A 24,960-nucleotide genomic window follows, 5' to 3' on the forward strand; every position below is an offset into this window, starting at 1 on the left:
TTTCACTGTATAATAGAAAAAGACATTGTAAGACTTTAACAATTATAATGTAGATTAAATTAAGAAAGAAGGGTTATGAATGCAAGCAGCAGCACGAACGCAGCAAGCGCAGCCGGCAACGATTTATCGTATTTTATTTGCTATTAGTTTAGGACATTTCCTAAATGATTGTATGCAATCCGTTATACCGGCACTTTTTCCTGTCCTTGAAAAATCGATGAATTTAAACTACACGCAAATCGGCTGGATTGCCTTTGCTTTAAACATGACGTCATCGATTATGCAGCCGGTATTCGGCGTATTTGCCGATAAGCGTCCCTCGCCATTTTTATTGCCAATTGCAATGTGTTTAAGCATGATCGGTATGGTTGGGCTCGCTTTAGCGCCAAATTTTTATTTTGTGATTATATCTGTTTTATTTGTAGGATTCGGATCCGCTATTTTTCACCCGGAAGGTTCTCGCGTGGCGTATATGGCAGCAGGAGGAAAACGGGGGCTGGCGCAGTCTATTTATCAAGTTGGCGGAAATACAGGACAGTCGATGGCTCCGCTATTTACGGCATTTATCTTTATCGGACTTGGTCAGTTTGGAACGATTTGGTTTACGTTAATTGCAGGTATCGGCGTAGTGGTTTTGTATAGCGTCTCTAAATGGTATAAATCGGAGTTAGCTACTCGTCAACGCTTAAAGAAAAAGCAGTCAGATGCTTCATTTACGATGAACAAGCAAATTATTTTCGCGGTTGGACTTTTAATTTTTCTTGTTTTTGCACGTTCATGGTACGGAGCAGGCATCCTTAATTTCTTTCAGTTTTATATCATTGAAAAATTTAATTTGCCTATCAAAAGCGCTCAGCTTTACGTTTTTTTATTTATGATTGCAGGGGTATTTGGAACATTCTTTGGAGGTCCGCTTGCCGATCGTTTCGGAAAACGAAATATTTTATTGTTTTCTATGTTAGGGTCAGTACCGTTTACTTTATTACTGCCTCATGTTTCTCTAGGAGTGGCAGCACCTCTTTTAGTACTAATCGGCTTTATTCTTCAGTCAAGTTTCAGCGTCACGGTCGTCTATGCTCAGGAGCTGATGCCGGGAAAAATCGGCTTGGTTTCCGGCTTAATTGTAGGTCTTGCTTTTGGAATGGGAGCTTTAGGAGCTGTTGTATTCGGTAAATTAGCCGATGTCTTCAGCCTTCAGTTTATTATGCTGTTTTGCAGCTATCTTCCAATTCTAGGGCTGTTAACATGGCTGTTACCGAGCGATAAGCGTGTGAAAGAAATGCACGAAGCAAAATAAGAAAAAGAAAAAGCAAACGCTAATTCGCGTTTGCTTTTTCTATGAGCGTGAAGCAAATTTCAAGACGAATTCATATTTTTCTTCTACAATAGAGACAATAGAAATTGAAAACCGAAAGGAAGAATCACCTATGATTAAGCTAAGCGTATTGGATCAGTCTCCTGTTTCAAGCGGATCAACACCAAAGGAAGCGTTGAAACGCACGATAGAGCTGGCTGAATTAACGGAAGAGTTGGGCTACCATCGCTTTTGGGTAGCGGAACATCATAATACGAATGGTCTTGCGGGTTCATCTCCGACACTATTAATGACGCACTTAGCTTCTCAAACGAGTCGGATCCGAATTGGATCTGGAGGAGTCCTTCTTCCTCAATACAGTCCGTATAAAGTAGCAGAAGATGCTCAGCTGCTTGAAAATCTGTTTCCGAATCGAATTGACTTAGGTCTTGGACGGTCACCGGGAGGAGATGCGCTTACCCGGCTAGCGCTGACAGATGGAGTTCGTAAAAGCCTCAATGAATTTCCGCGGCAAATTCAAGCGTTAAAAGGACATCTTGAGCATAATTTGCCGTCGGATCATCCGTATTACGGCGTGACGGCTTATCCGCTGAGCGAAACAAAGCCAGAACTGTGGCATCTTGGTATTAATAAAAGAGGAGCGAGATCAGCTGCTGAACTGGGCATCTCTTTTACGTTTGGACACTTTATTTATTCAGTTGGAGGACAAGAAGCCATTCGTCATTATAAACAAGAATTTATCCCTTCTTCGTATCAATCAAAGCCTAAAACCAACGTATGCGTATTTGTAGTGTGTGCAGAAACAACAGAAGAAGCTGAGGAACACGCTAAAACGTTAGATGATTGGCTGTTGAAAGTAGCTAAAGGCGGAGATACAATGGTTTCATCGATAGAAGAAGTGCATAATCGTTCTTATTCAGAAGAAGAGCTCAAAAAAATAAGCACCAATCGTCCTCGTATGATCGTAGGAAATCCAGCTGAAGTAAAACAAGGATTAATCGGGCTGCAGCAAAAATACGATAACGACGAATTTTTAATTATTACAAATATCCATGATTATGAAGCAAAAAAGAAGTCTTATGAACTGCTTGCAGAGCTATTTCCTCAACCCTCATTTTTTTAAGAAAAAGATGGGGTTTTTTTACGGAATTAAATGTTAGAATATTTAAAAAGGAGGAGTGACATGCACGTAGATCAAAAAAGTGTAAGCAACCAAACTAATAAGATTACCTATACACATATTAAAACAGGAGGGCCTCGCATTTGCTTTATGTTTTCAGGGCTAGGCTATACGTACGAAAAGCCGCTATTGTATTATGTAACGATGCTGATGCTAAAACACGGAATTGACGTTGTTCATATTCACTATACATATCCAAAAGAGCTCATGACAAAGTCTACAGATGAGATTGCAGATGTTATGATGAAAGACATTGATCTCGTGCTGCAAGACGCTTTATCTCATAATGACTATAAAAATATCATATTTGCAGGAAAATCGCTGGGCACCATTCCGCTGATTCAGCGGGTTATGAAAGGTGAAGTCTACAAAGATGCAGTGATGCTTTTACTGACGCCGCTTTTAACCAGATCGGAACTGTTTAAAAGTTTACTAGAAAGCACTTATAAAGGTCTTCTTGTAATAGGAACTCGCGATCACTATTATACTAAAGAAGTTTATCAATTAAAAACAAACACAATGAATGTTCAAGTGATTAAAAATGCCGATCATTCATTGGACGTTTTGTATAATCCTACGGAATCGTTAAAGGCGCTGGAAACCGTTTTGAATGGCATAGAACAGCTTCTGTGAGATAGGAAATAAGGAAAGGAGTACAAAATGGATACGCTACGTGAAATTATTTGCGAAAAAAGAGCCTACAGCTATTCACCTCATACTCATGATCATAACTACAGTCAGCTTTTGTTTCCGCTAGCAGGTGCTCTTGATATTCAAGCAAGTGAGCAGCACTTAACGCTGCAAGAAGGATGCTTTTACATTCCACCTCGTCAGCTTCATACGTATCAAGCTAAAAATACAAATGAATGTCTGGTCGTTGATATTCCCTTGAAATTTACAGAAAGTGCGCATCTTGCTCAACAAGCCGCTTTTATTCAATGGGATTCAACATGGAAAGCAATTCGCTACCTTTTACTTGATGGGCTTCAAAAAAGCACTGACAGAGGGGCGCTTGAAGATTTAGTCCGTTACGTTCAGCATTATTTGCCAAAGAAACAAACGTTTAAATCCATTGATTATCTTCATGCTAACTTTAATCAAGAGCTAAACATAGAAAGTCTTGCCAAGATGGAAAATTACCATCCTGCCTATTTTTCTGCTTGGTTTAAACAAAAAACGAGCTATTCGCCTCAAAGCTATGTAGCGCGTATACGTTTAAATAAAGCAAAAGAATTGTTAAAAGAGAGCAGCTATTCGATAACGTATATTGCGCACGAAGTCGGCTATCACAGCTTGTCTTCATTCACTAAATGGTTTGCAAAACAAGAAGGAGTCTCACCCACGCAATATCGAAGTATCTTAAAAACAGACAAATAATATCATAAAAGCGGAAAAACTTTTTTCTTTCTTTTAGCTATGATAAAAGAAAGGAGATGGAAATATGAATACTTCATTATCAAAAATACTTATTTTATGTGCAGCTGTACTATGGGGAACAACAGGGACTGCCCAAGCTTTAGCATCTGCTGAAGCACATTCCGTGGCAATTGGAGCGGTGCGTTTAGCTGTAGGGGGACTATCGCTTCTTGCAGCTTGTCTTATTCAAAAAAAGAAAGTGGACGTAAGAAACCTTCCTATTCTGCCCCTTACGGTTGCTGCAACAAGTATGGCCGCTTATCAGCCGCTGTTTTTTTCAGCCGTTATCAAAACGGGTGTTGCAGTAGGAACAATGGTGGCAATTGGGAGTGCGCCGCTTTTGTCAGGAGTGTTAGATTACATAGTGTACCGCAAGAAACCTACAAAAAAGTGGTTGCTTGCTACATTTACGGGTATTATAGGGTGCTGCAGCTTGTTGTTAAAAAAAGATAGTCAAATCGACGTGATAGGTTTAGGTATGGCGATAGGAGCAGGGGCGTCTTTTGCTTGCTATACGACTGTTAATAAAAAAATTGTTCAGCATGTTGATCCGCAAGTAGGCGCTTCTCTTGTGTTCACAGCCGCTGCTGTTCTACTAATCCCATGCTGGTTTATGTATGATATGAGCTGGCTAATTTCTTTAAATGGAATGGGCATTGCTCTTCACTTAGGAATACTTACGACGGCTCTTGCTTATGTATTATTTTCTACAGCGCTTAAGTCGGTGCATGCGTCTACCGCCGTGACGTTATCGTTAGCAGAGCCCGTTACCGCTTTTTTACTTGGCGTGTTTTTCTTAGGAGAATCTCTAACCTTGGTGAACATATGTGGAGCAGCACTAGTATTTGCTAGCTTAGCGTTTTTAACGTATTCTCCGAAATCATCGCTAAATCAAGAGGTGCGTATATAAAAAAATCCCCTTTCTCTAGAGAAAGGGGATTTCTTATTAAGCGTACATGCTAGCTACTTGTTTTTGCAGGTTGCTGTCTTCTAAATACTCATCATACGTCATTTGCTTGTCAATTACTCCGTTTGGCGTAATTTCAATTACACGATTTGCAATCGTTTCAACGAACTGATGGTCATGAGATGTGAAAATCATTGAACCTTTGTAGCTGATAAGTCCATTGTTTAGTGCTGTGATTGATTCTAAATCAAGGTGATTCGTAGGATCGTCTAGTAAAAGAACGTTTGAACCGCTTAGCATCATTTTAGAAAGCATACAGCGAACTTTTTCTCCTCCGGAAAGAACGTTGGCTTTTTTCAACACTTCTTCACCAGAGAATAGCATTCTGCCTAAGAAACCGCGTAAGAAGCTTTCGCTTTGGTCATTAGGTGAATACTGACGCAGCCAGTCTACTAAATTTAAATCTCCGTTTTCAAAGTACTCGGAGTTGTCTTTTGGGAAAAAGGCTTGAGACGTTGTCACACCCCATTTGTACGTACCGCTGTCCGCTTCCATTTCACCCATTAAAATCTTCATTAATGTTGAATTTGCAAGTTCGTTGCGGCCTACAAGAGCGATTTTGTCATCTTTATTCATAATAAAGCTTACGTTATCAAGCACTTTTACGCCGTCAATTGTTTTTGTTAGACCTTCAACACGAAGAACGTCATTTCCAATCTCACGTTCCGGAGTGAAGTTCACGTACGGATAGCGACGAGAAGAAGGGCGGATGTCATCTAATGAAATTTTATCAAGCAATTTTTTACGAGACGTTGCTTGTTTTGATTTCGATGCATTTGCGCTAAAGCGAGCGATAAAGGCTTGAAGCTCTTTAATTTTTTCTTCTTTTTTCTTGTTCGCATCTGACGCCATTTTTTGTGCTAATTGACTTGATTCATACCAGAAATCATAGTTACCAACGTAGACTTGGATTTTACTGAAGTCAAGGTCAGCAATGTGCGTACATACTTTGTTTAAGAAGTGACGGTCATGAGATACAACAATGACTGTGTTTTCAAAGTTAATTAAGAACTCTTCTAACCATTGAATTGCTTGAATATCCAAGTTATTCGTAGGCTCATCTAAAAGTAATACATCAGGCTTTCCGAATAAAGCTTGTGCAAGAAGCACTTTTACTTTTTCACTACCCGTTAGTTCAGCCATTTTTTTGGCGTGAAGATCTTCAGAAATACCTAATCCTTTTAAAAGAATAGCTGCTTCTGATTCTGCTTCCCAACCGTTTAATTCAGCAAATTCACCTTCAAGCTCAGCTGCTTTCATTCCGTCTTCATCTGTGAAGTCTGCTTTCATATAAATAGCATCTTTTTCTTGCATTACTTCATAAAGGCGAGCGTGCCCCATAATAACGGTTTTCATAACTTCTTGATCTTCATATTCGAAGTGGTTTTGTTTTAAGACAGCAAGGCGTTCGCCAGGGCCCATATGTACATCACCAGTTTGAGATTCAATTTCACCAGATAAAATTTTTAAAAACGTTGATTTTCCAGCACCGTTTGCGCCGATTAATCCATAACAGTTACCAGGCGTGAATTTAATATTCACATCTTCAAATAACTTTCGGTCGCCAAATCGTAAACTTACATTACTAACTGTAATCATGTATGAGCAGTCCTCCAAATTCAATATCTATAAAATTATACCATTCTTTTGAGATAAGAGCGATATGAATACAATATTTCAAACATAAAGTGTAACCGACACTTTAAGCACTCGTCAACCATTTAAGGGAATTTTTGAGCGGTAAAACTTTAATTATTCTAGCATTCACCAAAACATTGAGCGGCAAACCAGCATGTATAATCCTTCAGTAATCAGCTCTTTTTCATTTTTAAGATGGATGTTGTATTCCTTTGTATAAGAAACAAAAAGAAGAATAATACTACCTGGTAAATAAAAGAATTTTTATGAAGTAAACACTGATATTTTACGGGTGCTTATTTCTAAAATTGGTTTGACATAGACATAAATAGGGTGATTATCATGTGGAAATTAGTTGTTTCCTATCTTCCAGAAGGGCCAGTTTTTATACAAGCAGTTCTGGTTTTTTTCATCCCATATATAATCTACAAATTATTAAGCGGGATTCGTAATTCAGAGGAAGAGTGATGGAAGTGAAAAAATGGAAATCGGCAGTGAAAAAAATAGGCAACCATGCGAACGAGAAGGAAAACAAACAGGAATCTATACACCAAGATTCATCTAATCATGTTACGGATCATTTAGCTTTAACTCTAGAAGTAATTAAAAATGAAATTGGTCATAATTCCGATGTTCATTTTCGTGAGTTTATTATAGGACGCACCGACATTCAGGCAGCTATTATTTTTGTAGAGGGGCTCTCAGATAAAGATCTTATTGAAAAACATATTTTGTCATCATTGATGGCTGATTTTTCAAAAGAATATCAACAGGATCAGCTTTACGTAAAGGGAAGCCTTTCAAAAAAGTGTATTAAAAGCCAAGTATTATCAATTAGTGATGTAGAAGAGGTCCATTCTATTAAAGACGTAATATCAAAAGTCTTAACAGGATCTACGGCTCTTTTAATTGACGGGTTATCACTTGCCTTAATTCTTGGTACAAGCAAAGTAAAAACAAGGACGATTGAAGAGCCCGTATCAGAAGCATTAGTGAGAGGGCCAAGAGTAGGCTTCACTGAATCTTTAAGTGATAATACTTCTTTATTAAGAGGAAGCGGAGATATTGAAAATTTGTCGCTGGTGAAATTTCAAGTAGGAAAGCGTTCCAAAAAAGACTTAGTTGTTGCTTACATAAAGGAGATTGTTGATCCAGAACTAGTTGAAGAAGTAGAAAAACGAATTAAAAAAATTGATCTTGATAATGTACCGGAGTCTGGATATGTTGAACAACTCATTGAAGATAATTACCTTAGTCCCTTTCCTCAAGTACAGAATACGGAGCGTCCCGATCGTGTAATTGCTGCTTTGATGGAAGGGAGAGTAGCCATTTTATTAGACGGGACGCCTTTTGCTTTGATTGCTCCCGTTACGTTTAGCATGATGCTACAGTCGCCGGAAGATTATTATGAAAGGTGGATTCCCGGTACATTCATTCGTTTTCTTCGTTATATTGCAGTGGTTCTTTCCCTTTTTACACCGGCTTTGTATATTGCGTTTATTTCATTTCATCCAGGGATGATTCCGACTAAATTGGCTATTTCCATTATAGGAACAAAGTCTGGAGTGCCATTTCCAGCCCTTATAGAAGCCTTATTCATGGAAATAGCTATCGAAATCTTGAGAGAAGCTGGACTCAGGTTACCAAAACCAATTGGTCCAGCAATGGGAATTGTCGGTGGATTAATTATTGGAGAAGCTGCTGTGCAGGCAGGGATTGTTAGCCCTATTTTAGTGATTATTGTAGCGTTAACTGCCATTTCATCGTTTGCTATTCCGCAATATAGCGTCGGGATTTCATTGCGTATTCTTCGCTTCATAGCTATGCTATGTGCTGCCATACTTGGATTATACGGCGTTGTTTTATTTTTCCTTTTTATGACCAGTCATTTAGTGAAACTAAAAAGTTTTGGCGTATCTTACATGAGTCCAGCAGTACCCTATCGTTTAAGTGAATGGAAAGACTTGATGGTCCGTATGCCTCTTATGATGATGAAAAGACGTCCAAAGATGATGCACACCAAAGATTCTCTACGAAAAGGATAGCAGCTTATAATAAAAGGAAGTGAATCAGTGGTAATGATAAATTCAAACGATCGTATTACGACGCCCCAAACAGCTATTATTGTCATCAATTTTATACTTGGAACTGGTATTCTGACGTTGCCGCGAACAGCTGCGGAACAAGTGAAAACACCAGATGTGTGGTTAACTGTTATTCTAGGAGGAATAGTCACTATGATAGCAGGGATAATCATGGTGAAGTTAAGCCGGAAATTCCCTGGAAAGACGTTTTATCAATACAGTAAAGAAATTACAGGGAAATGGTTGAGTAAGTTAATTAGCTTACTTATGATAGGTTATTTTTTACTGCTTGGTGGTTTTCACGCCCGTTCATTGGCAGAAGTAACCGGATATCTCTTGCTGGAAGGAACGCCGACGTGGGCTATTATTATGCCATTTATGTGGATAAGCCTCTATTTAATTAGAGGAGGCATTAATTCGATCGCTCGACTGTTTGAAATTATATTCCCTATTACCGTTATTCTTTTTTTACTGGTAGCTTTTATGAGTATGAAAATATTTGAAATAGATAATCTGCGCCCAGTACTTGGATCAGGAGTCCTTCCTGTACTAAAAGGGGTAAAAACAACTGCTCTTGCATTTACGGGTCCTGAAATTATGTTAATCATTTTAGCTTTTATGAAAGAACCACACAAAGCAGGAAAAGCTGTGCTAGTGGGAATTACTATTCCTATATTTATTTATGTGATTACTGTTGTAATGGTTATTGGAGCGTTATCGATTGATGGAGTAGTAATAAGAACATGGCCAACGCTTGATTTAATAAGGAGTTTTGAGCTGACAGGCTTGATTTTTGAACGATTTGATTCCTTGCTGCTAGTTGTATGGATCATGCAGATGTTTGCTTCTTTTACTATTAACCATTACGCCGCTTCATTAGGACTGTCTCAGCTTTTCCAAAAAAACATTCATCCATTTATGTATGGTTTGCTTCCGGTTATATATCTTATTTCCATGATTCCTAAAAATATTAATGATGTATTTAAATTGGGAGATGTGATTGGCAATATCGCCTTAGTTTTATTTGGCTTTTTGCCGCTGCTTCTTCTCATTATTTCAAAAGTAAAGGGAGTAAAGTATGAAACAAACCTTTAACCATTTCCAGTTCCTATTGGTTTTGTTTTCTGTTTTTTTGCTCTTACCTCTGGCAGGCTGCTGGAGCAGTCATGAAATTGAAGAGCAAAGTTTTGGAGTGGGTGTGGCTTATGATAAAGGTAAGGAGTCCATAGCTGAAAAAGAATTTGATGAACAAGGAGGAGGGTATACTAAAAAGAACCTGATTACGTCAACGTATCAACTTATCACTCCTCAAGTCGCAAGTTCAACGACTAAACAAGGAGGATCGCAGCAAAAATCATACGTAAATATCTCGGAAACAGGAGATTCTCCTTTTCAAATGCTTCGTGAATTATCTTTAAGAAGTGATACTCCTTTAACTAGTCCCCATATGAAAGTAATGGTTATCAGTGAGGCTCTTGCACGAGCGTATAGTTTAGAGCAATTAGTGGACCAAACTCTTCGGGACAATGATTTTAGACCTAGTTGCCTTGTGTTTATTAGTAAAGGAAGGGCTAGCGACACGTTAGAATCAAAAACAGCAGGAGAGATCCCGGCTTTTCACCTGTATGGAATGATAGACAATACGTATCGAACAACGCGAATTTTACCGCCCATGCCGCTTATTAAATTAGCAAGCAAGATTCAAACTGGGTCTAGTTTTCTGATGCAAAATGTATTATCAGCAAATGGAGAAATCAAATTTGCGGGTGCTGGTATAATTAAAGGGAAAACAAGCAAAATGATTGGGTTTTTGAATGAAGAAGAACTAGATGGTTTGGCTTGGATCACAGGAAAAGGAAAAGGTGGCCTAGTGAAAAGCTTTGATAAAAAGACTGGTCAGCTGATTGTATATGAAATAGAGTCTATGAAAAGTCACATTCAACCCCATGTTAAAGGAGATAATATCTCTTTTGATGTACACATTGAATCAGTGGGAAGGCTATCTGAAAGTTGGATGACCTCAGGGAGCGCTTTTAATAATCAATTTTTACAGAATGCGCAAAAAACTTCAGAAAAAAAAGTAAAGTACCTGGTAACAAACGTACTAGAAAAAATGCAAACAAAATATAAAGTTGATGTTGCAGGTTTCGGAAATCAATTGAGAATTAAGCAGCCTAGAACATGGATGAGGGTCAAAGAAAATTGGGATCAAACATTTAGTGAAGTGCCAATTAACTATGATGTGAAGTTAACGATTAAAGATTATGGAGCATCCGGGTCAAAAAAGTAAGCACCCGACTGTAACTTTGCTTATCGTTATGTCAAAAATGAAAAAAACCCAAAAAAATAATAATCTCAGACTTCCCACGAAATACTCATCGCATGCTTCGTACGGAGCCTTCAATAAACAACAAATAAGAGCTGCCGATTTTCGACAGCTCTTATTCGTTGTTATTCAAAAATATAAGCTAATGCTTGAAGAGCCTGTTCTGGCGTTTCGACTACAACTTGGGCTTTGTTTGACAGTTCTTTAAGCGGGTGATGCAGTTTTTCAGGGCGAACCAAAATTAGCGGTTTATCTAATGCAATGGCTGTCGCCGCATCCATTGCGCTGTTCCACTGCTTGTATTTTTCGCCAAATAAAGCAATAACCACATCAGATTTTTTAAGGAGCACCTGCGTGCGTAAATTATTAATTTGAGAAGCAGCTTCATCTTTTAAGACAGCGTTAGGCTGTTTTCCTAAAATTTCTTCTCCAATGTTGTCGGAGCGGTCATGGTCTGTCATGGGACCGACAAAGGTAAGGGGAAGGTTTAATTGTTCTGCTTGGTTTTTAATTTCGTCTCGCCAGTTATCGTGAATTTGCCCAGCAAGGTATACGGTTAAGTTCATTATGTAGAAGTCCTCCTCTAACTAAAGTTTGTTTTATTTTATCAAATGTAAGCGGATAATACGAATGATTTGAATGGGCTACTTTTCCAAAAATAAGGTTATAGTAGACAAATAGTTAAAAAAGAGAAACAATAGAAGGCGTATTGCTAATTAAAGAAAGGATGTACATGATGACAGAAACAGTGCTACAAGTAGATCATGTCAGTAAAGTAATTGGGAAGAAAACCATTTTGCATGATGTATCCTTATCGGTTGAGCGCGGTGAGATTTTCGGATTGCTTGGTCCAAACGGCTCTGGAAAAACAACGTTAATTCGTACCGTCGTAGGACTCATCAAAGAAACAGAGGGAACAATTATCGTCAATGGATTTCCTTTAAAAGAACAGTTTACATCAGCTATGAAATCAATTGGAGCGATTATTGAAAACCCTGAGTTTTATGATTATCTGACGGGCTATCAAAATTTAAAACACTTTGCGAATATGCATGAAGGGATCACATCAGAACGCTTGGATGAAGTGATTGCTTTAGTAAAGCTTGAAAACAGCATTCATGCAAAAGTGAAGACGTATTCTCTTGGGATGAGACAACGTTTAGGAGTAGCTCAAGCCATTTTACATAAGCCTGCATTGCTTTTACTAGACGAACCAACAAATGGTCTAGACCCAGCGGGAATGAGAGAATTTCGTACATATTTACAAACGCTTTGCAGGGAAGAAGGAATTTCAATCTTAATCGCGAGCCACTTATTAAAAGAGGTAGAAGCATTATGTGACCGCGTTGGCATTATTCAAGACGGTGAGTTAAAAGCCATTCAAGATCTATCTCCAAATCGTCAAGACCAAGGAATGTACGTAGAATTTGAGTTGTCTGACGCGCAAAAAGCAGCGGATCTTTTATCACAAGAATTTGAAGTAACGATGAGATCACATATTATCGACGTGGCGATTGTAAAAGAACAAATTCCAGCTGTAAATAGAAAATTAGTGGACAGCGATATTTTAGTCTACCGAATCACTCCTGTGTATGAGACGCTTGAAGATTCGTTTATGTCCGTTACGGAAGGAGAGCACCATGCTTAAGCTAATTCAAAATGAACATATGAAATGGTTTCACAAAAGAAGCACAAAAGTCACGTTTATTACCATCGGTATTTTAACTCTTTGTATGGCTCTATTAATGAAAAAAGTAGCAAACAGTGCAGGAACAGAAGACAACATTTTGAACTTCCTGTCATTTAGTTCAGGTATGCTGATTCTCGTTCAATTTTTCGCTCTTGCTGTTGGAGGGTCAATGGTTGCAAAAGAGTTTGAGGCAGGTACCATTAAGCTTCTTTTAATTCGCCCTGCTAGACGTTCAACGATTTTAGCATCCAAGTACCTAACCCTCATTTTAATTAGCTTGTATTATTTACTGAGCTATTTGCTGTTTTCGTTTGTATGGGGAGCCTTGTTCTTTGGATTTACCAGTCTAGAAGGAGATGCGCAGCTGCTTAAAAATATTACGCTTACGTATGACAGTGCGTATATGGAAACGTTTATGATGATGACGTTCGCATTTATGCTGTCGTCTTTATTCAGAAACAGCGCGCTTGCTTCAAGTCTGGCTATAGTTGTAAGTATCGGGGCGAAAGCTGTGACAGGACTAGTATCAGAGTTTGGTTTATGGTGGGGGAAATTTTTACTGTTCGCCAACACGAACTTTGTGCAGTATATGGACGGGATGAAGACGATGTTTGACGGCATGACAATTCCATTTTCCATTTTCATCTTGGTGGCGCATTTTGTCTTCTTTATGGGCGTGGCATGGGCAGCGTTTTTGAAACGAGACGTAGCTAATTGATGTGAGAATTTTCGCACTATATATTTTTCTAAAATAGCATTTGACAATTAAATAAAAAGAGCTTACAGTAGTAAAAGACTATTTTTAAAACAACTATAAACTTCTTATCAAGAGAGACGGAGGGACTGGCCCTATGATGTCTCGGCAACTGGCTGTACGCAGTGCGGTGCCAAATCCAGCAGACGATGTTTCGTTTGGAAGATGAGAAGGGTAATCTTATGATACAAATAAGAGACCTCTTCTTATCAATAAGAAGAGGTCTTTTTTTATTACGTAAACAAGAGGTGTTAAGAATGGAACAACAAAAAGGAAACGGTTGGGCGCTGTTACCGCTGGGCGTCTTTTTAGTCCTGTTTGTCGGATCAGGAATTATAACGGGAGATTTTTATAAGCTGCCTGTATTAGTAGCCATTATCATTGCAGCCATTGTGGCGCTGGCTATGAACCGCAAAGATTCACTTAATGTAAAAGTGGAACGTTTTGCTAAAGGAGCAGGACATCCTGATATCATTATTATGGTGCTTATTTTTATTTTAGCAGGTGCTTTTTCTCAAGTGGCTAAAGGCATGGGAGCTGTTGATTCAACGGTAAACTTAGCTCTGTCTGTGCTTCCGCAAAGCTTAGTGGTAGTCGGAATCTTTGTTATTGGCGCATTCATTTCAATTTCGATGGGAACGTCAATGGGAACAATCGCAGCGCTAGGGCCTATCGCTGTAGGGATCAGTGAGCAAGCGCATGTATCCATTACATTGGCAATTGCTGCCGTTGTTGGTGGTGCAATGTTTGGAGATAATTTATCCGTAATCTCTGATACGACTATTGCAGCAGTTCGTACGCAAAAAACAAATATGTCAGATAAATTAAAAGTGAACTTTTTTATTGTACTTCCTGCAGCGATTGTTACGGTAATTTTATTGCTTGTAATGACGCTAGGCAACACGTCATCAGTAGAAATTAAAGACTTCAGCTGGTTTAAAATCTTACCTTATGTGGGCGTCTTAGTCGCTGCGATATTTGGTGCAAACGTATTAAGTATTTTAACCGGAGGAATTGTATTGGCCGGCGTGATCGGATTAGCTGACGGAAGCTACACGCTTTCTTCTCTTGCTAAAACTGTGACAGAAGGTATTGGCGGAATGTCAGAGTTAATTATTTTATCTCTGCTAATCGGCGGAATGGTTGAGCTTATTCGCTATAATGGCGGTATTCAGTTCTTATTGAACTTATTAACACGACGTATCCAAACGAAAAAAGGCGGAGAATTCAGCATCGCTGGACTGGTAAGTTTAACAAATTTAGCAACGGCTAATAACACGATTTCAATTATTACGGCAGGTCCGTTAGCAAAAGAAATCTCTGATAAGTATTCAATTGATAATCGTAAATCAGCCAGTCTGCTTGACTTGTTTTCATGCAGCGTTCAAGGGCTTATCCCTTACGGCGCACAAATGCTTCTCGCAGCAGGATTTGCTAAAGTTTCACCGATTGAGATTATTCCATTTACATTCTACCCAATGTTAACAGCGGTTTGCGGGATCATTGCAATTGTAATTGGATTTCCTCGTTTAAATAAAAAGTCAAAGTCATCTAAAGAAGCTGCGTAATATCAAACCCTTAAAAAGAATGTTCTTTTTAAGGGTTTTTTACTGTTTTAAAAAATCAGTCGGCTTTTCATCATCTAACTCCTTCCAAAGCGTCTCGTTCTGCTTAAGTGCATAAGCCGCTCCTCCAATTTCAATTCCGCATAATAAAATGAATAATAAAATACCCATGAAATGACCTCCTTACGTAAATGAGTAAAAACACGATGGTAACGGGTTTAGCTTCTTGCTGTTTCACTTTATAATGAGAATAAAGTATGAAACGCGTTTCAGCGCAAGAGAAAAAGGTGAAAACATGACAAATATCCGAGATATCGCAAAAAAAGCTGGTGTATCTGTTTCGACTGTATCCCGGGTGCTAAATCATCATCCGTATGTAAAAGAAGAAAAACGCCGGCTGGTAGAGCAGGTTATTCACGAACTTAATTATGAACAAAACATTAATGCCGTTCACTTATCAAAAGGGAAAACAAATATGATTGCCGTCGTCTTGCCTTTTATTAATCATCCGTATTTTAGTCTGCTTTTAGAAGGAGTGGCATCTCAGGCGTTAGAAAAGCAGTATCAGCTTGTTATTTGTCAGACGAACTATGATGTGAAAAAAGAAGAAGAAGCGCTTCATATGCTAAAAACAAAGCAAGTTGATGGAGTGATTATTTGTTCTAGAGCAAGCAGCTGGAGCACGATTGAATATTATCAGCAGTACGGTCCGATAGCCGTGTGCGAAAACGTACAGAATCGTTCTATTCGCTCCGTATACGTTGATCATTATGCAGCTTTTAAGCAGGCGCTCCTGTATTTAAAAGAAAAAGGATATACGGATATTGGCTACTGTATTGGAAGAATGACGGGTACGAATAGTCAACAGCGGCAACAAGCATACAAAGAATATGTAGAAAGAATAAATCAGCCTTATCATCCGGAATGGGTTTTTCAAGGCTGTTTGAACGTGACAGATGGTGAAAAAGTGGTTGAAAAACTAGTGCAGATGAAAAATCGGCCTCAGGCGCTTTTAGTAACAAACGATCAAGTCGCTATCGGAATAAAAGCTCAGTGCGAACAAGCGGGTATTTCAGTTCCTGGTGAATTAGCTATCATTGGTTTTGATAATCATCCGCTTTCTTCTTATTTACAAATAACAACGATCGAACTTCCTCTTAAGGAAATGGGAGAAACGCTTTTTACATTAGTGAGAAGCAAGGTTCCTCAGAAAATTGAGCTCCCTTTTCGGTTTATTGAGCGTAAAAGCGTATGAATTCTTGATGATGCCATGAGGTGTTTTTACCGGATAAAATGAGCAAAAGCGGACATCATACGAGTAAAGAAAGAAGAAAAGGATGATGATCGTGGAGAAAAAAGAATATCAGGTGGGAGATCAAGTATTTGTTATTTACCGAAATCCTCATACGGCAAACGTTGCGAATATTAATCAGGCTGAAATTGTTGAACATCCTGAAAATAAAGGTGAAAAGGCGCTGTTTTTACATGAGTCTTATCATTTGTTAGCTGAAGATGATGCCGTGTATTCAACGTATGAAGAAGCTGAAAAAATGTATAATAAGATATTTGATTATGAACAATATGACTGACGCAAGGCTCTCTTAAACAGAGAGTCTTTTTTGTTTGAAAAATAATTACCAAGGATAGAGTCTTTTTATTTTTCAAACGCTATTAGTATTAGAAAAAAGGAAGTGTACATGATGATAAAACCTTTTGTACCTCAATTAGTATATATTGAGCCAGGGGCAATGGAGTACCCGCTTGGTGTTCAATTAAAAGAAAAATTTGAGAAGATGGGAATTGAGATTCGTCAAACAACTTCTCATAATCAAGTCCGTAATATACCGGGAAAAAATGATTTGCAAAAATACCGCAATGCCAAGTCGACTTTAGTAGTTGGCGTGCGTAAAACATTGAAATTTGATACATCTAAACCGTCAGCTGAATATGCAATACCATTTGCAACAGGGTGTATGGGGCACTGTCACTATTGTTATTTACAGACAACAATGGGAAGCAAACCATATATTCGCACGTACGTGAATGTTGAAGAAATATTAGGTCAAGCAGAGCAATATATGCAGGAAAGAGCCCCTCAAATAACGCGATTTGAAGCGGCTTGTACATCTGATATCGTAGGAATTGACCATTTAACACATTCATTAAAGCGCGCGATTGAATATTTTGGGGAAAGTGAACTAGGTCAACTGCGCTTTGTGACTAAGTTTCATCACGTGGATCATTTATTGGATGCTAAGCATAATGGCCGCACGCGCTTTCGCTTTAGCATAAACGCGGATTATGTTATAAAAAACTTTGAACCCGGTACATCCCCTCTTGATTACCGGATTGAGGCTGCTAATAAAGTTGCAAAAGCCGGATATCCACTTGGCTTTATTGTGGCGCCTATTTACATTCATGAAGGTTGGCAGGAAGGGTATCGTCAGTTGTTTGAAAAGCTTGATGCTTCTATACCTGAAGAGTCAAGAGATGATATTACATTTGAAATGATTCAGCATCGCTTTACCAAGCCAGCCAAACGGGTGATTGAGAAAAACTATCCGAAAACAAAGCTTGAGATGAATGAAGAAGAGCGCCGCTACAAGTGGGGGCGTTACGGAATTGGAAAGTATGTATACGCAAAAGATGAAGAACAAGAATTAAGAGAGACGTTGGAATATTACATTGATCAGTATTTTCCAAATGCAAAAATCGAGTACTTTACGTAATTATTCTACAGTAATTGAAAAGTTATTTTGACATCTTAGTCGAGATAGCTTTTTAATTTTTAACGTAAAAAATAAATTGGTTGCTAATAAGCTGAAAAAAGAGGTTATTTGTATCTCTTGTCGTATTACATACATAAGGGAGGTGACTGAGATGTTAAAAAATGAAGAGTTTGCGCTAACAAAAGAATTAACAAGCGAACAGCAAGAAGCTGCACGAAATTTTATTCAAGTGTTGTTTCAAGAAGATTTATCTGAATTTTGGAACATATTATGTGATATCGATAAGTCTCGTATTTACGGCTTGTATGAAGCAAACCATTATTATGATTCAGATATTGAACTGCATGGATTTGTACAAGAAATAAGAGATAATGTAAGAGCTGTGTATGCGCCTCTTCAAGGGCAAGGGGGCATTTCGACGAAGGTTCGATATACAAGCGAAGGAAAGATGTATGTATACATATTAGGAAGTGGCGAAAACCCTAAGGTATATCCTGTTGGATTAATGCCTGAAACATATATCGAACAAGAACGTTTTTCTCAGCGGCTTCAAATTAGCATTTATAACGACGAGTTTCGAAACGTTGCCCTATAAACCATATACATGGGAAAATAAAGAATAATAAAATTAATTTGTTAAAATAGCAATATTTGGGGTATGTAATAGATATAACATTAAAAAGGGGTGAAAGAAATGCATTATTATCGTATTTCAGAGGGAGACCATGAAGAGTATTGTGAAACGATTCTGCTTCATGAAAAGAAGTTTTGCAAAGAAACATTTCAATCTATGGTGCGAGAAGCAATGAACAATAAGCCCGGTAAAATTGACCGTGTGGATATTGTTAAATATTTAATTGGTCACCATAGTTTTCAAGTAGCCCACATCGAAGCGGGATTTCATAGTACATACAGCGAGAAAGTGACATAAAAAATGCAGCACCTCCTATACAACGAACTTTTCTTTTGAAAAGGGCGCTGTATTTTTTTTTGCTAAAAATAGAATGTTTCTAAGTGATATCCCTTTTAATGGTATAATAGTTAAGTTCTGTTAGATATACATATAAACATCACAAATACTTTAAAGAGAAAGGGTGAGAGAAAATGGAAAAAGAAAGAATAGAAGAACTTGAACGAAAAATAAGCAGTTTAGAAGAAGACGTAGCCAAGCTAAAGTCGCTCGTATATAAAACAAATTCTCCAAGACCAGCAGTTCACGCTCCTCCCAAGCAGCGCCAGGAGACGACTAAACGTCCTGCTCCAACAGCAGCTAAAAGCTCACAGGCAATAGAAGAGCCTGTTGATTGGGAAAAAGTTCTTTTTCAAACATGGCTGCCGAGAATTTTTATTTTTGTATTTATCATTGGCGTGCTATGGGGATTTAAAGCAGCCTCTGACTATGGGTTAATGAATGAAAAAGCAAAAGTTGTTCTCGGCTTTGTGCTTTCGATAGGTTTTGCTGTGACAGGTCATTTTCAAATTAAAAAGAGCAGGCTGGTGCTCGGGCAAGTACTTGTAGGAGGAGCTATTCCTATTCTCATGTTAACGACGTTTGCCATGCATAGCCTATACCATTTAGCAGGACCAACGCTGGCTTTTATGCTAAATGCGACTTGGATCATCTTAGGAATTGCAGCAACAGTCTTTTATCGTTCGCAGGCGCTAGGTATTATTAGCGCCGTGGGAGGCGTACTAGTTCCGTTTCTTATTGAAAGTAATTCGCCTAATGCGCTTGTTTTCATCGGCTATGAAACGTTTCTGTATATAGCCTTTTTATATGTGGCAGTCAAACAAAAATATTCTATTTTATATGTACTTTCGGCGGTACTATTAAATCTTACCCTACTGATTTACTATTCGTTTGTTGGTGATAATGATGTAAAAGGGTTATTAGGTATGGCGATTCTTATTCAGCATTTATGCTTACTTTCTAGTTTTTTTCTATCAAAGTCCGTACTGCAAATATATGCGTTTACCCTTTTATCGAGTTTGGCAGTTACGTACGGCTGGCTGCTCGCCGTTTTTGACGATGGTACGACTACACTGGTGCTGCTTGCGTTAGTTATTATTTACGTATTAGGTGCTTACGCAGTTAGAAGTTCTAAAGAGAAATTTGAATTTTTTATCACCTATTTAATTGTTGCAGTAGCGTTTTTTATTCATCAGCTCGTCGATTTAAGAGAAGGAGTGATTTTATATGTGATTCAAGGGCTTGCGGTTTACTATATCGCCATGACGTACAAAAATCTTCTTCATCAACTGTTTTCTTTTACGATTTATATACTGAGCGCAACGTATATCTTAGTTACACCAATCGAACAAGTGCTGTCTCTTCCGACATTAAATTGGCTTGTTGTGTTAGCATCTATTCTAGTATTTATATGGATCAGCATTCAAAAAACAGAAAAAGATGAGCATGATACGTTCAAAATTGGAGGAAGTATTGTTTTTTCTATTCTTTCTTTAATTTTTGCAACGGAAGTGACGGTCGCTGGAACCACTGATCTTTCCGCTAATACACAAACGCTTATTATGACGGCCGTTTGGCTAGTGCTGTCCATTGCTGCATTCATTATAGGAGCACTTAAAACGTTTAAAACAGCAACGTATGTCGGCGTGGGCATTTTGTTCTTAACACTTTTTAAACTCGTTTTATATGATTTACCTTTTATCCCAATGGCTATAAGGGCCTTGTTATTTATCGTCTTAGGAGCTATCGGTCTAATTATTTCACGCCTATTTTATAAAAAGAAGTAGCTAGAAGCTGAAGAGAAATTCTTCAGCTTTATTTATTATAATCGTGTTATGTAAACTTAATCCTGAAGTCGTACAAAAGGTATACAATCATGTATAATGGAACAAGTGAATTGGAGGTATACATAAAATGAAATCACTTGTATTAGCAGAAAAGCCAAGTGTAGCACGTGATCTTGCGCGCGTACTTGGCAGCACACAAACAAAAAAAGGGTATATTGAAGGGCCAAAGTATGTCGTAACATGGGCACTTGGTCATTTAGTTGAATTACAAACACCAGAGGATTATGATAACCAATATAAAACATGGCGATTAGAAGATCTGCCAATCATGCCTGAGAAAATGAAATTGAAAGTAATTCGTAAAGTGAGCTCTCAGTTTCGCACAGTATCCGATCTAGCAAAAAGAAAGGATATTGGAGAGTTAATTATTGCGACTGATGCCGGGCGTGAAGGAGAGCTTGTAGCCCGCTGGATTATGGAAAAGGTACGCTGGAACAAGCCGTTTAAACGCCTTTGGATTTCGTCTCAAACGGATAAAGCAATTCGTGATGGGTTTAAACAGTTAAAACCAGGAAAAGAGTTTAACCGCTTGTATGACTCAGCGGTTTGCCGTTCAGAAGCTGATTGGCTTATCGGTTTAAACGTAACGAGAGCGTTAACGACTAAATACGAAGAACCATTATCGGCAGGAAGGGTCCAAACACCGACCCTTGCGATGATAATTGAGCGTGAACAGGTAATCAATACATTCAAACCTAGTGAATATTGGACGCTTACAGCTCAGTTTTCATCTTTTGAAGCAGCTTGGCAAAAGGGCAATGAAAAGCGCATTTTTGATGAAAAACGCGCAAAAGAGCTGCACTCAAAATTATCAGGCGAAGCAGTTGTAAAAACAATTAAGCGCAAAATGCATAAAGAAGCGCAGCCGCTTCCTTATGACTTAAACGAACTGCAGCGGGATGCTAACAAACGCTTTAATTTCTCTGCTAAGAAGACATTAAATGTACTTCAAAAGCTATATGAACAGCATAAGTTAGTCACATATCCACGTACTGATTCCCGTTATTTAACAACAGATATGGTTTCTACTATGAAAGAGCGTTTGGAAAGCATCTCTGCTGTATATAAAGAAGAGGTTCGTCCAATTTTAAGAAATGCACAGCTGCCAAAGCGAGTGGTTAATAACGAAAAAGTAAGTGATCACCATGCTATTATCGTGACAGATCAGCCTGTGTTTTTACAGGACCTATCAGCTGATGAACGAAAGCTGTATGACTTAATTGCAAAGCGATTTATTTCATTATTTTATCCTGCATATGAGTATGAAGTGGTTAAAGCAGAGCTTGAAGTAAACGGGGAACAGTTAGTAGCAAGCGGAAAGCAAGTCGTGAATGCAGGCTTCAAAAAAGTTTCTAGTGGAGACTCAGAAGCAACGGTGAAGCTGCCTGATATGGAAGAAGGCAGCAAGCTGCTTATTCAAGATGTAACGATGAAAAGTGCATTTACAGAGCCGCCGCAGCGCTATACAGAAGCGGATCTTCTTGGACAAATGGAAAAACATAATTTAGGTACCCCGGCAACACGTGCAGATATTATTGAAAAACTTCTGCAGAATGAATCCATTGATCGCCAAAACAATCGTCTGCACGCAACCAAAAAAGGGAAGCAGCTGATTGACCTAGTAGCAGATGAGTTAAAGTCGCCTGAGCTTACGGCTAAGTGGGAACGTGACTTAGAAGCAATTGCTAAAGGAAAAGGAAATGCAAAAGAGTTCTTAACAAATATTCGCGAACAAACAGAAAAGCTAGTTAAGCAAGTCAAAACAAGTAATCAAACGTACAAACCTCATAATTTAACGGGCTCTAAATGTCCGGAATGCGGTTCTTTCTTGAAAGAAAAGAAAACAAAGCAAGGAAGGGTGCTCGTTTGTTCAAGTCTTGAGTGCAGCTATAGACGCGCAAAAGACCCTAAACTATCAAATCGACGCTGCCCACAGTGTCATAAGCGAATGGAAATTCACTCAGGAAAAGCGGGTACGTACTTCCAATGTCGTTCATGTCAAGTAGTGGAGAAAGCTGAGGACAAAAAGAAAAAGATTTCGAAACGAGAAGAACGAAAGCTTCTTAACAAATACAATGATGACGGAGCATTTGGTTCAAGCTTGGGTGATGCTTTAAAACAAGCCCTTCAAGATAAAAAAGATAAATAATGTAGAAAAGTGCGATACCACGGTATCGCACTTTTTTCGTATAATATGGATTAAGTGATGAGTAAGTAAGGTGGAGTGGAACAATGAAAAGAAAAAGCAGGGGAATGGATCGTTTAATCGCGTTCTTTATAGTAGGAGCGATGGTACTAATCATTTTAGCGATACTAATGGTAAGCTATTTTTTTGGTTTTATAGGCTTCCTTAAAGTAATGGGAGTGGAATATGAGTCCTACTGGGCCATATGTTTATTTCTATTTTTAATTTTTGTATTTGGCTCTATCACAGAGCTTTTTTCAAAGGCACTCATTTTTTTAATGAAGAATGCCAGACTGAATAGAGTACTATTTATAACATCTGCAGCTTTTGTGGATATATTTTTTACTTTTCTATCAGTTTATATAGCAGACTTGCTTGTGAGCGGCATCACTGTATCTATTTTAGCGGTGACTCTTTTATCCGTCTTATTTTTTTTGATGGAGAGTGCATTGGATAGTGAATTTCTACGTAAAAAAACAAGCTGATGAAGTTTCTCATCAGCAGCGCATCAGCAAGAAAAGCGCATCATATCAAGCTTCAACGTTATTTAAAGGACCCTGTAACATATTTTTTTAAAAAAGTATGTGATTTTTTTCACATATCTCTTGAAAAAGGACAAACATGTTTGTATAATAAGAATTGTAAAAGATATGTGAAACATTTCACAATATATGTGAAAAACTTCACAATATCATATTTTCTATAATCCTAAGGGGGATATCATCTATGAAAATTGCAGTAGTAGGGTGTACACATGCAGGAACGGCAGCAGTAAAAAATATGGCAGAACTTTATCCAGAAGCTAAAATTACAGTTTATGAGCGAAATGATAATGTTTCATTTTTGTCTTGTGGAATTGCGCTCTATGTAGGCGGGGTCGTAAAAGATGCAAAGGGCTTATTTTACTCTTCACCGTCTGAATTGCAAGAGATGGGTGTAAATATGAAAATGAAACATGAAGTTACGAATATTGATACAGATGGTAAAAAAATAGCTGTACGAAATTTAGAAACCAACAAAGAATTTGAAGATACATTTGATAAACTAGTGATGACAACTGGATCATGGCCGATTATTCCAAACCTTGAAGGCATCGATTTAAATAATGTTGTGCTTTGTAAAAACTATCAGCATGCTAATCACATCATTGAAAAAGCGAAGCAAGCGAAGAAAATAGCCGTAATTGGTGCGGGCTATATTGGTGCAGAGTTAGTAGAAGCATTCGAAGTGTATGGAAAAGAAGTGACGTTTATTGATAGTGCTGATCGCATTTTAAATAAATATCTTGATCCAGAATTTACGAATTTAATGGAAACTGAGTTTGAAAATCGAGGAGTTAAATTAGCATTAAACCAAGCGGTTACTAAATTTGTAGGCAGTGAGGGATCTGTTGAAAAAGTAATGACAACTGATGGCGAATACGAAGCGGATCTTGTTATTCTGTGTGTTGGATTCCGTCCAAATACAGACTTAGTAAAAGGACAAGTAGATATGCTTCCAAACGGCGCAATTGTGGTTGATGAATATATGCAAACAAGCAAAAAAGATATATTTGCTGCCGGAGATAGCTGTGCCATTTACTACAATCCGATTAAGAAACATGCCTATATTCCGCTTGCTACCAATGCGGTTAGAATGGGAACATTAGTAGCTCAAAACCTTGTTAAGCCAACGATTAAGTACATGGGAACACAAGGAACGTCAGGCTTGCATATTTATGATTACAATGTTGCATCTACCGGCATAACAGAAACAGCAGCTTCTCTTTTTGATATGAATGTGAAAAGTATCACAATATCAGAGAATAACCGACCTGAATTCATGCCAACGTACGAAAATATTACGTTAAAAGTAGTATATGAAGAAGAAACAAGACGAATTGTAGGCGCACAGGTTATTTCTAAAATTGATGCTACTCAAGCAATCAATACATTGTCTGTATGTGTACAGCAGGAAATGACGATCGATGAGCTTGGCTTTATGGACTTTTTCTTTCAGCCGCATTTTAATAAGCCTTGGCATTTCTTAAACCAAGCAGGACTTCAAGCGCTTCAAGCATAAAAAAAGCAGGTGACTACCTGCTTTTTTTATGTGGATTTTATTATTTTTTTATTTTAGCAGGTCTAAAGCGGATCCAGCCTATAGTAAGGAGAATAAAAGGATAAAAAGCTCCTACGAAAAAACTATAGGGAATCCACGTTTCGGCTAACCATGTTTTTTGATAGAAAATGCTTGGATAAACAATAATGGAAAAAGTCATAACGATTAATCCCATCGGTAACGTTAAAAAACGG

The 24,960-nt window shown here is 38.1% G+C and carries 23 protein-coding genes and 1 riboswitch; of the genes, 20 read left to right on the forward strand and 3 right to left on the reverse strand.

The window, feature by feature from the left end; translation table 11 throughout:
- Positions 1–79: 79 nt before the first annotated feature.
- The 5 genes from OK414_RS11305 (at position 80) to OK414_RS11325 (ending at position 4,821) form a co-directional block, all read left to right on the forward strand.
- Positions 80–1,297: an MFS transporter gene (locus tag OK414_RS11305; protein WP_013083032.1), complete on the forward strand. Its 1,218-nt coding sequence runs from the start codon at positions 80–82 to the stop codon at positions 1,295–1,297.
- Positions 1,298–1,427: 130 nt separating this feature from the next.
- The gene (locus OK414_RS11310) at positions 1,428–2,438 is read left to right on the forward strand and encodes an LLM class flavin-dependent oxidoreductase (protein WP_205662822.1); all 1,011 of its coding nucleotides are present in this window, start codon (positions 1,428–1,430) and stop codon (positions 2,436–2,438) included.
- Positions 2,439–2,498: 60 nt separating this feature from the next.
- Positions 2,499–3,128: an alpha/beta family hydrolase gene (locus tag OK414_RS11315; RefSeq protein WP_034652320.1), complete on the forward strand. Its 630-nt coding sequence runs from the start codon at positions 2,499–2,501 to the stop codon at positions 3,126–3,128.
- Between the two features lie 27 nt (positions 3,129–3,155).
- Complete coding sequence (locus tag OK414_RS11320; RefSeq protein WP_013083035.1) at positions 3,156–3,872, forward strand: helix-turn-helix transcriptional regulator; 717 nt, start codon at positions 3,156–3,158, stop codon at positions 3,870–3,872.
- 64 nt (positions 3,873–3,936) lie between these two features.
- Positions 3,937–4,821: a DMT family transporter gene (locus OK414_RS11325; RefSeq protein ID WP_263045598.1), complete on the forward strand. Its 885-nt coding sequence runs from the start codon at positions 3,937–3,939 to the stop codon at positions 4,819–4,821.
- Positions 4,822–4,857: 36 nt separating this feature from the next.
- On the opposite strand, the gene OK414_RS11330 is transcribed toward OK414_RS11325, so the two are convergent.
- Positions 4,858–6,477, reverse strand: coding sequence for an ABC-F family ATP-binding cassette domain-containing protein (locus OK414_RS11330; RefSeq protein WP_013083037.1), 1,620 nt, complete (start codon positions 6,475–6,477; stop codon positions 4,858–4,860).
- 506 nt (positions 6,478–6,983) lie between these two features.
- On the opposite strand from OK414_RS11330, the gene OK414_RS11335 reads away from it, so the two are divergent.
- The 3 genes from OK414_RS11335 to OK414_RS11345 are packed head-to-tail and all read left to right on the forward strand — an operon-like array spanning position 6,984 to position 10,890.
- A complete protein-coding gene (locus OK414_RS11335) occupies positions 6,984–8,561 on the forward strand; it encodes a spore germination protein (RefSeq protein ID WP_263045599.1) in 1,578 nt (525 codons plus the stop codon).
- 33 nt (positions 8,562–8,594) lie between these two features.
- Entirely contained in the window at positions 8,595–9,695 is a 1,101-nt protein-coding gene (locus OK414_RS11340) for a spore germination protein (protein WP_034655170.1), read from the forward strand.
- Positions 9,679–10,890, forward strand: a complete 1,212-nt coding sequence (locus OK414_RS11345; RefSeq protein ID WP_034652312.1) for a Ger(x)C family spore germination protein — start codon at positions 9,679–9,681, stop codon at positions 10,888–10,890. The genes OK414_RS11340 and OK414_RS11345 overlap by 17 nt, the downstream gene beginning before the upstream one ends.
- Before the next feature lie 161 nt (positions 10,891–11,051).
- On the opposite strand, the gene OK414_RS11350 is transcribed toward OK414_RS11345, so the two are convergent.
- Positions 11,052–11,492, reverse strand: a complete 441-nt coding sequence (locus OK414_RS11350) for a YtoQ family protein (RefSeq protein ID WP_025752263.1) — start codon at positions 11,490–11,492, stop codon at positions 11,052–11,054.
- A 170-nt stretch (positions 11,493–11,662) separates the two neighbouring features.
- Here OK414_RS11350 and OK414_RS11355 point away from each other — a divergent pair, with 170 nt between their 5' ends.
- The 3 genes from OK414_RS11355 (at position 11,663) to OK414_RS11365 (ending at position 14,938) form a co-directional block, all read left to right on the forward strand.
- Positions 11,663–12,574, forward strand: coding sequence for an ABC transporter ATP-binding protein (locus tag OK414_RS11355; RefSeq protein WP_034652306.1), 912 nt, complete (start codon positions 11,663–11,665; stop codon positions 12,572–12,574).
- Positions 12,567–13,334 carry an ABC transporter permease gene (locus OK414_RS11360; RefSeq protein ID WP_016764003.1) on the forward strand — a complete coding sequence of 256 codons (768 nt, stop codon included), beginning with the start codon at positions 12,567–12,569 and terminating at the stop codon, positions 13,332–13,334. The genes OK414_RS11355 and OK414_RS11360 overlap by 8 nt, the downstream gene beginning before the upstream one ends.
- Before the next feature lie 101 nt (positions 13,335–13,435).
- A riboswitch (SAM riboswitch) is annotated at positions 13,436–13,542 on the forward strand.
- A gap of 85 nt (positions 13,543–13,627) precedes the next feature.
- Entirely contained in the window at positions 13,628–14,938 is a 1,311-nt protein-coding gene (locus OK414_RS11365; RefSeq protein WP_016764004.1) for a Na+/H+ antiporter NhaC family protein, read from the forward strand.
- 39 nt (positions 14,939–14,977) lie between these two features.
- Here the strand turns inward: OK414_RS11365 and OK414_RS11370 are convergent, their stop codons facing one another.
- A complete protein-coding gene (locus OK414_RS11370) occupies positions 14,978–15,106 on the reverse strand; it encodes a hypothetical protein (protein WP_263045600.1) in 129 nt (42 codons plus the stop codon).
- Positions 15,107–15,230: 124 nt separating this feature from the next.
- Between OK414_RS11370 and OK414_RS11375 the strand changes: the two genes are divergently transcribed.
- The 9 genes from OK414_RS11375 (at position 15,231) to OK414_RS11415 (ending at position 24,727) form a co-directional block, all read left to right on the forward strand.
- Complete coding sequence (locus tag OK414_RS11375) at positions 15,231–16,190, forward strand: LacI family DNA-binding transcriptional regulator (protein WP_205662824.1); 960 nt, start codon at positions 15,231–15,233, stop codon at positions 16,188–16,190.
- An 85-nt stretch (positions 16,191–16,275) separates the two neighbouring features.
- Complete coding sequence (locus tag OK414_RS11380) at positions 16,276–16,524, forward strand: transcriptional regulator SplA domain-containing protein (protein WP_016764006.1); 249 nt, start codon at positions 16,276–16,278, stop codon at positions 16,522–16,524.
- Positions 16,525–16,635: 111 nt separating this feature from the next.
- Complete coding sequence (splB, locus tag OK414_RS11385; protein WP_025752275.1) at positions 16,636–17,664, forward strand: spore photoproduct lyase; 1,029 nt, start codon at positions 16,636–16,638, stop codon at positions 17,662–17,664.
- A 151-nt stretch (positions 17,665–17,815) separates the two neighbouring features.
- Complete coding sequence (locus OK414_RS11390; protein WP_016764009.1) at positions 17,816–18,259, forward strand: hypothetical protein; 444 nt, start codon at positions 17,816–17,818, stop codon at positions 18,257–18,259.
- 99 nt (positions 18,260–18,358) lie between these two features.
- Positions 18,359–18,595 carry a hypothetical protein gene (locus tag OK414_RS11395; protein ID WP_013056931.1) on the forward strand — a complete coding sequence of 79 codons (237 nt, stop codon included), beginning with the start codon at positions 18,359–18,361 and terminating at the stop codon, positions 18,593–18,595.
- Between the two features lie 173 nt (positions 18,596–18,768).
- Positions 18,769–20,421, forward strand: a complete 1,653-nt coding sequence (locus OK414_RS11400; RefSeq protein WP_263045601.1) for a DUF2339 domain-containing protein — start codon at positions 18,769–18,771, stop codon at positions 20,419–20,421.
- Positions 20,422–20,548: 127 nt separating this feature from the next.
- A complete protein-coding gene (locus OK414_RS11405; protein WP_016764011.1) occupies positions 20,549–22,630 on the forward strand; it encodes a DNA topoisomerase III in 2,082 nt (693 codons plus the stop codon).
- A gap of 83 nt (positions 22,631–22,713) precedes the next feature.
- Entirely contained in the window at positions 22,714–23,151 is a 438-nt protein-coding gene (locus OK414_RS11410; protein WP_047932115.1) for a YrvL family regulatory protein, read from the forward strand.
- 241 nt (positions 23,152–23,392) lie between these two features.
- On the forward strand, positions 23,393–24,727 hold the full coding sequence (locus tag OK414_RS11415) for an FAD-dependent oxidoreductase (protein WP_263045602.1): 1,335 nt from the start codon (positions 23,393–23,395) through the stop codon (positions 24,725–24,727).
- Positions 24,728–24,960 lie beyond the last annotated feature (233 nt).

The organism is Priestia sp. JV24 (genome assembly GCF_025910025.1).
GTDB lineage: Bacteria > Bacillota > Bacilli > Bacillales > Bacillaceae_H > Priestia > Priestia megaterium.